At 69.3% G+C, this 12,149-nt stretch carries 11 protein-coding genes and 1 riboswitch; of the genes, 8 read left to right on the top strand and 3 right to left on the bottom strand.

What is annotated here, in order from left to right:
* The 5 genes from J7E87_RS29060 to J7E87_RS35555 form a co-directional block, all read left to right on the top strand.
* The coding region (locus tag J7E87_RS29060; RefSeq protein ID WP_215097558.1) for a flavodoxin-dependent (E)-4-hydroxy-3-methylbut-2-enyl-diphosphate synthase at positions 1–245 on the top strand (245 nt) is incomplete at its 5' end.
* Positions 246–269: 24 nt separating this feature from the next.
* Positions 270–2,231 (top strand): 1-deoxy-D-xylulose-5-phosphate synthase, encoded by a 1,962-nt coding sequence (gene dxs, locus J7E87_RS29055; RefSeq protein ID WP_215097556.1) that lies wholly within the window; start codon positions 270–272, stop codon positions 2,229–2,231.
* Positions 2,228–3,640, top strand: a complete 1,413-nt coding sequence (locus J7E87_RS29050; RefSeq protein ID WP_215097554.1) for an aspartate aminotransferase family protein — start codon at positions 2,228–2,230, stop codon at positions 3,638–3,640. The genes dxs and J7E87_RS29050 overlap by 4 nt, the downstream gene beginning before the upstream one ends.
* Before the next feature lie 60 nt (positions 3,641–3,700).
* Positions 3,701–4,324 (top strand): helix-turn-helix domain-containing protein, encoded by a 624-nt coding sequence (locus tag J7E87_RS29045; RefSeq protein WP_215097552.1) that lies wholly within the window; start codon positions 3,701–3,703, stop codon positions 4,322–4,324.
* Between the two features lie 19 nt (positions 4,325–4,343).
* Positions 4,344–4,475 (top strand): DUF6126 family protein, encoded by a 132-nt coding sequence (locus J7E87_RS35555; protein WP_251018158.1) that lies wholly within the window; start codon positions 4,344–4,346, stop codon positions 4,473–4,475.
* 22 nt (positions 4,476–4,497) lie between these two features.
* On the opposite strand, the gene J7E87_RS29040 is transcribed toward J7E87_RS35555, so the two are convergent.
* Entirely contained in the window at positions 4,498–5,310 is an 813-nt protein-coding gene (locus J7E87_RS29040) for a tyrosine-protein phosphatase (protein ID WP_215097550.1), read from the bottom strand.
* 181 nt (positions 5,311–5,491) lie between these two features.
* Between J7E87_RS29040 and J7E87_RS29035 the strand changes: the two genes are divergently transcribed.
* The 3 genes from J7E87_RS29035 to J7E87_RS29025 all read left to right on the top strand — a co-directional run bounded on the left by J7E87_RS29035 (position 5,492) and on the right by J7E87_RS29025 (position 10,243).
* The gene (locus J7E87_RS29035) at positions 5,492–7,582 is read left to right on the top strand and encodes an alpha-galactosidase (protein WP_215097549.1); all 2,091 of its coding nucleotides are present in this window, start codon (positions 5,492–5,494) and stop codon (positions 7,580–7,582) included.
* 469 nt (positions 7,583–8,051) lie between these two features.
* Positions 8,052–8,210: riboswitch (cyclic di-AMP (ydaO/yuaA leader) on the top strand.
* A 3-nt stretch (positions 8,211–8,213) separates the two neighbouring features.
* Positions 8,214–9,260, top strand: coding sequence for a M23 family metallopeptidase (locus J7E87_RS29030; RefSeq protein ID WP_215097547.1), 1,047 nt, complete (start codon positions 8,214–8,216; stop codon positions 9,258–9,260).
* A gap of 191 nt (positions 9,261–9,451) precedes the next feature.
* Entirely contained in the window at positions 9,452–10,243 is a 792-nt protein-coding gene (locus J7E87_RS29025) for an SGNH/GDSL hydrolase family protein (RefSeq protein WP_215097546.1), read from the top strand.
* Between the two features lie 220 nt (positions 10,244–10,463).
* On the opposite strand, the gene J7E87_RS29020 is transcribed toward J7E87_RS29025, so the two are convergent.
* Both J7E87_RS29020 and J7E87_RS29015 read right to left on the bottom strand, forming a co-directional pair.
* Positions 10,464–11,342 (bottom strand): carbohydrate kinase family protein, encoded by an 879-nt coding sequence (locus J7E87_RS29020; RefSeq protein ID WP_215097566.1) that lies wholly within the window; start codon positions 11,340–11,342, stop codon positions 10,464–10,466.
* Positions 11,343–11,522: 180 nt separating this feature from the next.
* Positions 11,523–12,143, bottom strand: coding sequence for a TetR/AcrR family transcriptional regulator (locus tag J7E87_RS29015; protein ID WP_215097544.1), 621 nt, complete (start codon positions 12,141–12,143; stop codon positions 11,523–11,525).
* Positions 12,144–12,149: the final 6 nt, after the last annotated feature.

The following is a 12,149-nucleotide window of genomic DNA, read 5'->3' as shown; positions in this document are numbered from 1 at the left end:
TGGAGGTGCCGCTGCGCGTCGCCGTGATGGGGTGTGTCGTCAACGGCCCGGGCGAGGCCCGCGAGGCCGACCTCGGCGTTGCCTCCGGAAACGGCAAGGGTCAGATCTTCGTCAAGGGCGAGGTCATCAAGACCGTGCCCGAGTCGAAGATCGTCGAGACCCTCATCGAAGAGGCGATGAAGATCGCCGAATCCATGGAGGACGCAGGGGCGGCCTCCGGTCCGCCCGCAGTCACCGTGAGCTGAACAGCATGTGAAGGGGGTCCGACCGTGACGATTCTTGAGACCATCCGGGGGCCGCGCGATCTCAAGGCGCTGACCGATACGGAACTCGAAGGGCTCGCCGAGGAGATCAGAGAGTTCCTGGTGCACGCGGTGGCCAGGACAGGGGGGCATCTGGGCCCCAACCTCGGGGTGGTGGAGCTGACTGTCGCCCTGCACCGGGTCTTCGACTCGCCCGCCGACCGCATTCTGTGGGACACCGGGCACCAGAGCTACGTACACAAACTGCTCACCGGCCGGCAGGACTTCTCCAAACTGCGCGGCAAGGGTGGGCTCTCCGGCTACCCCTCCCGCGAGGAGTCCGAGCACGACGTCATAGAGAACTCCCACGCCTCGACGGTCCTCGGGTGGGCGGACGGTCTTGCCAAGGCGCGTCAGGTGCTGGGCACCAGTGATCATGTCGTGGCGGTCATCGGGGACGGCGCGCTCACCGGAGGCATGGCCTGGGAGGCGCTCAACAACATCGCCGCGGCGAAGGACCGGCCGCTGATCATCGTCGTCAACGACAACAAGCGCTCGTACGCCCCGACGATCGGCGGCCTCGCCAATCACCTCGCCACGCTCCGTACGACTGACGGCTATGAGCGGGCGCTGGCCTGGGGCAAGGACGTTCTGCAGCACATGCCCGTGGTCGGAAAGCCGCTGTACGAATCGCTGCACGGCGCGAAGAAGGGGTTCAAGGACGCCTTCGCGCCGCAGGGGATGTTCGAGGACCTGGGCCTGAAATACCTGGGGCCGATAGACGGGCACGACATCGCGGCCGTCGAATCCGCGCTGCGCCGCGCCAAGCGCTTCCACGGGCCCGTACTGGTGCACTGCCTGACCGAGAAGGGCCGCGGCTACCGGCCGGCCCTGGAGGACGAGGCAGACCGCTTCCACACCGTCGGGGTGATGGACCCGCTGACCTGCGAGCCGCTCGCGCCGTCCAACGGGCCTTCCTGGACTTCGGTGTTCGGGGACGAGATCGCCGCGATCGGGGCGGAGCGGCCGGACGTGGTGGCGATCACCGCGGCGATGCTGCATCCCGTCGGCCTGACGAAGTTCGCCGAGCGGTTCCCCGACCGGGTGTGGGACGTCGGGATCGCCGAGCAGCACGCCGCGGTCTCCGCGGCCGGGCTCGCCACCGGCGGGCTGCACCCCGTCGTGGCCGTGTACGCCACCTTCCTCAACCGCGCCTTCGACCAGGTGCTGATGGACGTGGCCCTGCACAAGTGCGGGGTGACGTTCGTACTCGACCGGGCGGGTGTCACGGGCGTCGACGGGGCCTCGCACAACGGCATGTGGGACATGTCGATCCTGCAGGTCGTCCCCGGGCTGCGGATCGCAGCTCCGCGCGACGCCGACAGGCTGCGCGCGGAGCTGCGTGAGGCCGTCGACGTGGACGACGCGCCGACCGTGCTGCGCTTCCCGAAGGAGTCGGTGGGCGAGCCGGTCGAGGCGATCGGGCGGATCGGCGGGATGGACGTACTGCACCGGGCGGACGACGCCGATGTGCTGGTGGTGTCGGTGGGCGCGCTTGCGCCGGTCTGCCTGCAGAGTGCCGAGTTGCTCAAGGGCCGCGGCATCGCCTGCACCGTCGTGGACCCGCGCTGGGTCAAGCCCGTCGACGAACAGCTCGCGCCGCTCGCCGCGCAGCACCGTCTGGTGGCCGTGGTGGAGGACAACAGCCGTAACGGCGGGGTCGGTTCGGCCGTGGGACAGGCACTGCGGGACGCCGGCGTGGATGTGCCGCTGCGTACCTTCGGCATCCCCGAGGAGTTCCTCGCGCACGCCAAACGCGGCGAGGTACTCGCCGACATCGGGCTCACCCCGGTGGAGATCGCGGGACGGATCAGTGCCGCCATGGCAGTCAAGGACATGGCGGTCAAGGACGCGGCAGTCAAGGACACGGCAGTCAAGGACACGGCAGTCAAAGGCGTGGCAGTCAAGCAGAGGAGAGCTGAGGAATGACCGAGCCGCCCACGGGCACCGAGCCGCTCAAGGGCTTCGATCTGGCCGGACTCCTCGCGGAGCGCGGGGCCGAGCGCTATGAGCTGCATGCGCGGCATCTCAACCACCAGCTGCCGCGCATGCTGCACACCATCGGCTTCGACAAGGTCTACGAGCGGGCCGAGGGCGCGTACTTCTGGGACGCCGACGGCAACGACTATCTCGACATGCTCGCGGGCTTCGGGGTGATGGGTCTCGGTCGCCACCACCCGGTCGTACGCAAGGCGCTGCACGACGTCCTGGACGCTTCGCTCGCGGACCTCACGCGCTTCGACTGCCAGCCGCTGCCGGGGCTGCTCGCGGAGAAACTGCTCGCGCACAGTCCGCACCTGGACCGGGTGTTCTTCGGCAACAGCGGTACGGAGGCGGTGGAGACCGCGCTCAAGTTCGCCCGGTACGCCACCGGGAAGCCGAGGGTCCTGTACTGCTCGCACGCCTTCCACGGGCTGACCACCGGATCCCTGTCGGTCAACGGGGAGGCGGGGTTCCGGGACGGATTCGCGCCGCTGCTGCCCGACACCGCCATCGGGCTCGGCGACCTGGCCGCGCTGGAGCGGGAGCTGCGGCGCGGCGATGTGGCGGGCTTCGTCGTGGAGCCGATCCAGGGCAAGGGCGTGCACGAGACGCCCCCCGGATTCCTGTACGCGGCCCAGGAGCTGCTGCACAAGCACAAAGCGCTGCTGATCGCGGACGAGGTACAGACCGGCCTCGGCAGGACCGGCGACTTCTACGCGTACCAGCACGAGGAAGGGGTCGAACCGGATCTGGTCTGTGTGGCGAAGGCGCTCTCGGGCGGTTACGTACCGGTCGGAGCGACCCTCGGCAAGGACTGGATCTTCAAGAAGGTCTACTCGTCGATGGACCGGGTGCTGGTGCACTCGGCGAGCTTCGGATCCAACGCTCAGGCGATGGCCGCCGGGCTCGCCGTCCTCTCGGTGATCGAGGACGAGCAGGTCGTCGCCAATGCGCGGATGACCGGCGAGCTGCTCCGCTCCCGGCTGGCGGCGCTCGTCGACCGCTATGAGCTGCTGCACGAGGTGCGCGGGCGCGGCCTGATGATCGGCATCGAGTTCGGCCGGCCCGACTCGATCAAGCTGCGGAGCCGCTGGACCATGCTTCAGGCGGCCCGCAAGGGTCTCTTCGCGCAGATGGTCGTGGTGCCGCTGCTGCAGAAGCACCGGATCCTCACCCAGGTCTCCGGAGACCATCTGGAAGTGATCAAGCTGATTCCGCCGTTGACCATCGGTGAGCGGGAGGTCGATCGGTTCGTCGCGGCCTTCACGGCCGTGATGGACGACGCCCACGGCGGCGGCGGGCTGATGTGGGACTTCGGCAAGACGCTGGTCAAGCAGGCGGTCGGCAACCGCTGACTTTTTTGCCTCTGGGGCACGAAATTTGCCTCAAAGGAAAATCATTGGCCCAATAGAGACATGCTCAGCACTCCTGGGGGGCACCCCCCGGACCACGGGTCTCCCACTGCCGCGGGCACGGCCGACGCGCTGCCCGATATCGCACCACGGCTGCGCGATCTGCGCCGCGGCCGCGGCCTCACCCTGGAAGCCGCCGCCAAGCGGGCGGGGCTCTCGCCCGCCCATCTGTCCCGTCTGGAGACGGGCAACCGCCAGCCGTCGCTGCCGATGCTGCTGGGACTCGCCCGCATCTACGGTACGACGGTCGCCGAGCTCCTCGGCGAGTCGGCGCCCGAACGCGAGCCGATCATCCGCGCCGGCAGGGGCGAGCCCGCGCCGGCCGATGGCTGGACGTACCACCGGGCAGGAGTCCCCGGGCGGGCGATGCAGGCCCTGCGGCTGGTGGTTCCGTACGGCAGCCAGGGCGATCTGGTCCGGGTGCATCCCGGCGAGGAGTGGCTGCACGTCCTGCACGGGCGGCTGCGGCTGGGCCTGGGGGACGCGGTGCACGAACTGAACCCCGGGGACAGCGCGCACTTCGACTCATTGACCCCGCACCGCATCGCGGCGGTCACGCCCGACGGGGCCGAGCTGCTGTTCGTACACACGCTGCTGCAGAGCCCGGACGTTCATCCCCACATCTGAGACGCGAAAGAGGCAAGCAATGTCAAAGCACAACGAGGAGGGGAAATTCCCCCGAGGGCTGGTGATCCGGCTCTTCGCCTATCTGGTGGCGGGCCATCTCTTCGCCTTCTTCCTCTACCTGCTCTTCCTGCTGGGCGGCCAGAACCAGTAGGCGCGGAACCCGCGAGGCCGGCTCATCCCTCGTCGAGGAGCCGGCCGCGCAGCCGCTCGCGCGTCTGCGGGCTCACCTTCAGGTCCTCGGTGAGGTAGCGCTCGGTGGTACCCCAGGTCTGCTCGATCGCCTCGAAGGCCGCGCTCAGGTACTCGGCCCGCGCGTCGAAGAGCGGGGACAGCAGCTCCATCACCTCCGGGGACATCGCGGCGGGGGAGTTGTCGCTGCGCCGTACCAGGTAGCGGCGGTGCGGGTCGTTGGATTTCAGGTAGTCCGCCTCGATGGCATCCCGCTCGACGCCGACCGCCAGCAGGGAGACGGCCACCGACAGACCGGCTCGGTCCTTCCCCGCCGCGCAGTGCATCAGAGCCGGGACGCTGTCCTCCGCGAGGGCGTGCAGCACCTTGCTCTGCTCGGCGGTGCGCTGCGTGATGATCGTCCGGTACGAGGCCGACATCCGCCCGGCAGCCTTGCCGTCCGCGAGGATCGACCGCAGCTGGTCGAGGTTGCCGTCCCTGACCATCTTCCAGAACTCGGCGCCGTCGGCCGGGTCGGTCAGCGGCAGATTCACATTGCGTACGCCGGGCAGCTCGACGTCGGGGCCCTCCAGCCGCATGTCCGCCGCGTTGCGGAAGTCGAAGATCGTGTGCAGGCCCAGCGTGCCGAGGAACGAGGCGTCGGACTCGGTCGCATGTGCGAGATGACCGCTGCGGAAGAGCCTGCCGTGCCGTACCTTCCTGCCGTCCACGGTCGGCAGGCCGCCCACGTCCCGGAAGTTGCGCACTCCGGACAGCTCCGGCTCTGTCGACGGGACCTGCGGCAGCTGCTGCGTCACGGGGACTCCTGAAGTGGCTGCCGTCGGCGCTGCTCGCCGACGATGGCGCTTTCCCGACGATACGACACTGCTTCATCAGGCAATCGTCTCGACCGTCTCCCGCAAGGCCGTTGCACCGGCGACGGCCGCCGTCGGATGATGTGCGGACCTGTGCGGACCTGTGAGTATCTGAGGGGTCGGGATGATCGAGAGTGTTGGCAACGGTCGTACGTGGGTTCTCTCCGGACCTATGAGCAGTTATGCGCTGCACCTCAGCGACGCCGACGAACTGCTGCATCTCCATTGGGGGCCACGGATCTCCGGCGCCGACGCGGAGGCACTCGCGGGCCGGGTACTGCCGCCCTACTGGCCCTTCGAGTCGCGGCTCGACGGCCACGAGGAGTACCCGGTCGAGGGCGGACCCCGCTTCGTACGCCCGGCGCTCTCCGTCCGTACACCCCAAGTGCGCGGCACTCAGTGGAGCTTCGCCGGTCACGCGGTGGACGGCGACGAGCTGCGGCTCCGCTTCACCGACGCCGTACACGGCCTCGGTCTCACCCTGCATCACCGGGTGCGCGACGACGCGGACATCATCGAGCGCTGGGTCACCCTCGCCCACGAAGGGGACGGCCCTGACCTTGAGCTGCTGCGGGCCGACGCCGCCGCCTGGACGCTGCCGCAGCGTGAGCGCTGGCGGCTCAGTCAGCTGCACGGCCGCTGGGCGGCCGAATCGCTGCTCGTACGGTCGGAGCTGACGTACGGCGAGAAGGTGATCGGCAGCCGCCGCGGGCACACCGGGCACCAGCATCTGCCGTGGGTCGCGCTGGATGCGGAGGGGGCCACGGAGGAACGCGGCGAGGTGTACGCCTGCGCCCTCGGCTGGTCCGGGTCGTGGCGGATCTCCGTACAGCGGCTGCCCGACGGACTCGTGCAGATCACCGGCGGCGCGGGCTATGACGAATCGGGACTGCTGCGGCTCGCGCCCGGCCAGTCGTACACCTCGCCCGTCTTCGCAGGGCTGTGGACCGATGGCGGATTCGGTGGGGCCAGCCGGGCGTGGCACGCCTGGCAGCTGGCGCATGTCGTCCCCGACGCGGCGACCGAGCGGCCCGTCCTCTACAACTCATGGGAAGCCACCGGTTTCGACATCTCCGAGGAGCAGCAGCGGGCGCTCGCCAAGCGCGCCGCGGCCATGGGTGTCGAGCTGTTCGTGGTGGACGACGCCTGGTTCGGGCAGCGCACCAGCGACCGCGCCGGGCTCGGCGACTGGACGCCCAGCGCCGAGCGCTTCCCGCGGGGCCTGGGGCCGCTCGCCGACGAAGTGCACGAGCTGGGGATGCAGTTCGGCATCTGGGTCGAGCCGGAGATGGTCAACGCCGACAGCGACCTCTACCGCGCGCACCCCGACTGGGTGCAGCACCACCCCGGCCGCGCAAGGACCGAATTCCGCAACCAGCTCGTGCTGAACCTCGCGCGCGAGGACGTGCAGGCGTACCTCTGGGAGCAGTTGGACGCGCTGCTCAGCGGCGCGGCCATCGACTATGTGAAGTGGGACTTCAACCGCTGCTTCACGGACGCCGGCTGGCCCGGCGAGGAGTACCCGCAGAAGCTGTGGGTCGAGCATGTGCACGCGCTGTACGCACTCCTCGACCGGTTGCGGGCCGCGCATCCGTCGGTCGCCTTCGAGTCCTGCTCGGGCGGCGGCGGCCGGATCGACCTCGGCATCCTCTCCCGTACCGACCAGGTGTGGACCTCCGACAACACCGATCCGCTGGACCGGCTCGCCATCCAGCATGGCTTCACTCAATTGCACCCGGCACGGGTCATGGCGGCCTGGGTCACCGACAGTCCCAATGTCCAGCTCAATGGGCGGTTCAGCACGCTCCGGTTCCGCTTCGTCAGCGCCATGGCGGGTGTTCTCGGGGTCGGCGGCGACCTCACCGAGTGGACCGATGAGGAGCTCGCCGAGGCGCGCGGCTGGGTGGACCTCTACAAGAAGATCAGGCCGCTGGTGCAGCACGGCGAGCTGCACCGGCTGCGGGCGCCCGAGGGCGGGCTCAGCGCCGTGCAGTACGTGCGCGGCGACGAGAGCGTCGTCCTCGCCTGGCTGCAGGCGCAGCACTACGGCGAGCGGCCGCCCGCGCTCAGGCTGCGCGGCCTCGACCCGGCGGCTGCCTACGAGTGCCTGGACACCGGTGCCGTACACCAGGGGGCGGTACTCCTGCACCACGGACTGCACACCGGGCTCAAGGGCGACATGGACGCCACGGTGATCCGGCTGCGCCGTCGCTGACCCGACTCACACCGCGGGGTGAGCATCGGCGGCGGAATTTTATCCAATTTTGTCGCCGAAAATGGGAGACAGTCGGCGAGCGGGAGTGCCTGGTCGCGTTGGAATTCTGCGGCGCTGGGCTGGATTCAGTGGGTAAGTGAGAGTGATAGGGCAATAGTCGCTAAATGACGCTTCTGTCCGGTTTAGCCGTTTAGGCATAACGTGCCCCGTCTGTAGGGGGAATGGGGTGCGACCCGTGAGCAGGATCATATCCGTGACGGTGTGTGGTGGCTCGAGGGAACCGAATTCCGTTGCCGGAAGGCCAGTTGGGGTCCGGTTGAAGTCCGGAATTCACGGAGGGTGACCGGAAATCTGCGGCTATGTCGCACGGATCATTAGCCCGCGAAAGTGATGCCTTGTACCGGCAGGTCCGTTTCGCTTACGTTCCCGTCAATCCGGACGGACCGCCTAATCCTGCCGCCGCCCGGAATTCGAAAACCCACCCACGTGTGGCAGGAACGGGGGACCCAGGTAAGTACGCCGATTCCGGAATTCCGGAATCGGCTTGGGGTTCAGCCGCGCACCGCGCGGCCGGGCATCTCCAGCCCGAACCCGACAGCTCACCTCGTAGGCGCCGGAGAGGAAACGCGCCATGCCCGCAAAGGGTAAGCACCGCCGTCCCAAGGCCAGTCCGATCACGCGCGGCTTTGTCGCCGCCGGCACGGGTGGCGCCGCCATCGCGCTTCCGCTGATGGGTGCCGCCGGCGCCCACGCGGCGGGCAAGACCGCTCCCGCCGTGGCGCCCGCCACGGCGGTGACCGCCGCCGCGACCCCGGCGGCAGCCAAACAGGCGGCCGCCCCCACCGCGTACTCCGTCGTCCCCGGCGACTACCTGGCCAAGATCGCCAGGGAGCACGATGTGCGCGGCGGCTGGAAGAAGCTGTATGAGGACAACCGTGAGCAGGTCGGCGAGAACCCGTCACTGATCCACCCGGGCCTCAAGCTGAACCTCGGCGGCAAGTCGCAGGCGAAGGCTCCGGAGAAGGCGAAGCCGCGCCAGGAGAGCCGGGAGAGCCAGAACCAGTCCGAGTCCAAGGCTGAATCCAAGGCCGAGTCCAAGGCCGAGTCCAAGGCCGAGTCCAAGGCCGAGTCCAAGGCCGAGTCCAAGGCCGAGTCCAAGGCCGAGTCCAAAGTCGCCTCGAAGGCCGGTGCTCCCTCCGCCGACTCCGGCTCGGACGCCCCCGCGCTGTCCGCCTCCGGCGACTCCGCGAGCGCCCCGCAGATCAGCGGCTCCGGCTTCACTACGCCCGTCGACGGCGCGAGCGTCATCACCGCCTACCGCATGACCGGCGCCATGTGGTCCAGCGGTTACCACACCGGTGTCGACTTCGCTGCCTCCTCCGGCACCACCGTCAAGGCCGTCGGCGCGGGCACCGTCGTCTCCGCCGGCTGGAGCGGCGCCTACGGCAACGAGGTCGTCATTCAGCACAGCGACGGCAACTACTCCCAGTACGCCCACCTCTCCTCGCTCGCCGTCTCCGGCGGCCAGAGCGTGAGCGGCGGCCAGCAGCTCGGCCTCTCCGGCTCCACCGGCAACTCCAGCGGCCCGCACCTGCACTTCGAGATCCGCACCGGCCCGAGCTACGGCTCGGACATCGACCCGCTGGCGTACCTGCGCCAGTACGGCGTCTCCATCTGATCCGTCTGAATCCGTCTGATCCATCAGAGGCGCGACAGCACACCGTTCTCCCCTCGCCCCGCCGCCCGGCGGGGCGAGGGGAGTCGGCGTATTCCGGGTTGGACGAAACTTGACCGGTGGCAAAGATCACTCGTCGTCAACCCCTCCTTACGGTCGCGTAGGTCACATCCGTAAAGGAAAGATGTGGACTCGTGGCAGACGATTCGAGAACAGGGAAATATGGCTCATTCGGGTCGTACGCGGCGATCGGTGACAGCTTCACCGAGGGCGTCGGAGACCCGGGTCCCAACGGGATGTACGTCGGCTGGGCGGACCGGTTGGCGGTCCTCCTCGGCGACCGGACGCCGGAGCACTCCTTCAGGTACGCCAATCTCGCCGTACGCGGCCGTCTCCTGGACCAGATCGTCGAGGAGCAGGTGCCTCGAGCAAAGGAACTCGCCCCGGATCTGGTGACGTTCTGCGCCGGCGGCAACGACATCATCCGGCCGGGCACCGACCCCGACGATGTGGCCGAGCGCTTCGAGCGCGCCGTCGCCGACCTCGCGAGCGCGGTCGGCACGGTCATGGTGACCACGGGATTCGATACGCGCGGCGTGCCGGTGCTGCGCCATCTGCGCGGCAAGATCGCCATGTACACCGCGCATGTGCGTGCCATCGCCGACCGCTACGACTGCCCCGTCCTCGACCTCTGGTCCCTCAAGTCTGTCCAGGAAAGGCGGGCTTGGGACAGCGACCGGCTGCATCTGTCGCCCGAGGGACACACCCGGGTCGCGCTGCGCGCCGCCCAAGTACTCGGACTCGATGTGCCGGCCGACCCCGACCAGCCGTGGCCGCCCCAGCCGCCGCGCGGCCCGTTCGAAGTGCGCCGCGACGACGTCCAGTGGGCGCGCGAGCACCTGGTGCCGTGGATCGGCCGCCGACTTCGGGGCGAGAGCTCCGGCGACCGCGTCGAGGCCAAGCGCCCCGACCTGCTGCCCCTGTGAAGACGGCGGGGTGGGGCGCGGGGACCTGCCCCGGCTGACCGGGCGAACCGTGCGCGCCGAGGTGCCGGGCCGGCGGCGGCGTGCTCGTGCTCGTCGACCTCGCGCCCCACCCCGGCGCGGCTGAGTCCTCGGTCGCCGTGCAGGTGTCGATGATGCCGCGTATCTCACGCATGTCGACGGCGTAGTGGGGTGCGCGTCAAACCCAGCTCGAACCGGTGCGTCAGACCTGATGCGGCACGAGTTCGGCGGGGCCGATCAGCGAGGCGCTGCCCTCGGCCGTGCAGGCGTGGGCGCCCGCCAGCGCGCCCAGCCTCGCGCTCTCCTCCAGGTCGCGGCCGGACAGGTGCCCGTACAGAAAGCCGCAGAGATACGCGTCACCCGCGCCGTTGGAGTCCACCACAGGTGCGGGCGGGACCGCCGCGGGGATCGGGCGCGGGGTGCTGCTGCCGTCGCGGGTGAGGAGGTAGGAGCCGCCGGCGCCCGCCGTCGCGATCACCGCCCGGGCCCGTCCGTCGCGCAGGATCTCCCGCATCACCGAGGCGATCCGCTCGCGCGCGCCCACCGTGCTCAGGAAGACCAGGTCCGAGCGGAGCGCGAACTCCCGGTGGTGGTCGTCCAGTCCGTCCCAGTCGTGCAGGTCGGTGGAGACGGGTACGCCGAGCGCCTCGATGTCGTCGTAGAGGAACCGCGCGAAGTTCGTGATCGAGAGATGGATGTGGCGCGCCCGCCGCAGATGCGGGAGGTAGAAGTCGCGCGGCATCCGCAACTCACCGGGATCACGGGCGTCGTAGAAGGACATGCGGCGACCGGCGGGGTCGACGAGGTTGACCGCTCGGCGGGTTCCGGTAGGAGAGAGAAGCGGCTCGAAGACCACCCCGCCTTCGGCAAGCCGTGCGCGGACCTGGTGGCCCGGCCAGTCGTCGCCGATGTAGTCGAGGAGGGTGACATTCAGCCCGAGGGCCCGGCATCCCAGGGCCACATTGCCGCCGGTGTGGCCCGGCGATTCGCGGATCGGGCCCACTCCGACGGAATCCGACAAGGGGACGGGCAGGGAGTCGACGCGGACGACCGTGTCCACTCCGCTGCCGCCGACCACCAGCACATCGTGAGGGAGGGAATCTGTCTGCTGAGAATGCGACTGGGATTGCGGCTGCTGAGACACAGTTGCCAAGTATGCGGGAAGAGGCTGCGTGCGCACGGCAGTTCAGCGCCCGGCAGTACAGCGCACGGCGGTTCAGCGCCCGGCAGTACAGCGAGCGGCAGTTGAGCACACGGCAGTTCAGCGAGCGGCTGCGGTGAGCTCGGCGCGGTCCACGCCGAGTTCACGGGCGAGCGCCTCGTCGGTCCACTCCAGCATCGCCGCGCGTGAGAGCGATCCCGCGTACGAGGTCATCTGCACAGCGAGACCGTCCAGAAACGCGGTCAGCCGCCAAGCCGTTGCCGCCGGGTCCTCGCACGGGAACTCGCCCGCCGCCGCGCCCTCCGCGATGACTTCGGTCAGGGCGGCCTTCCACTGCTGGTCGAGATCGCGGGCTACATCCCGCAGCGTCGGCTCGCGCAGCGCGGCCGCCCAGCCCTCGATCCACAGCCGCCAGCCCTTGGCCGTGCCCGTCGGCGCGTACCAGCGAACAGCGGCCCGCAGCCGGCGCAGGGCGGACGTTCGGCGGCCCAGCAGTTTGCGCAGATGGGCGAGGTCACCGTCGGCGGCGTAGCTGAAGGCGGCCGCGACCAGCTTCTCCTTGGTCGAGAAGTGGTAGAGGACCAAGGCATTGCTCACACCGAGGGCGGAGGCGACATCGGCGATGCGCACGGCAGCCACACCGCGCTCCTCGATCTGCTCGACGGCAGCACTGAGCAGCTCCTCACGCCGCTCCGCCACGCTCAACCGGACTCTTGACACATCATC

The sequence above is a fragment of the Streptomyces sp. ISL-1 genome (genome assembly GCF_018614585.1).
GTDB lineage: Bacteria > Actinomycetota > Actinomycetes > Streptomycetales > Streptomycetaceae > Streptomyces > Streptomyces maoxianensis.
Note: the sequence above shows the minus strand (reverse complement) of the source record. Positions and strands in the feature narration are given on the sequence as shown.

Bases quoted from the DNA above. Each gene is read 5' to 3' on its own strand.
- J7E87_RS29050 (WP_215097554.1), top strand. From the start codon at position 2,228: ATGACCGAGCCGCCCACGGGCACCGAGCCGCTCAAGGGCTTCGATCTG.
- J7E87_RS29045 (WP_215097552.1), top strand. From the start codon at position 3,701: ATGCTCAGCACTCCTGGGGGGCACCCCCCGGACCACGGGTCTCCCACT.
- J7E87_RS35555 (WP_251018158.1), top strand. From the start codon at position 4,344: ATGTCAAAGCACAACGAGGAGGGGAAATTCCCCCGAGGGCTGGTGATC.
- J7E87_RS29035 (WP_215097549.1), top strand. From the start codon at position 5,492: ATGATCGAGAGTGTTGGCAACGGTCGTACGTGGGTTCTCTCCGGACCT.
- J7E87_RS29030 (WP_215097547.1), top strand. From the start codon at position 8,214: ATGCCCGCAAAGGGTAAGCACCGCCGTCCCAAGGCCAGTCCGATCACG.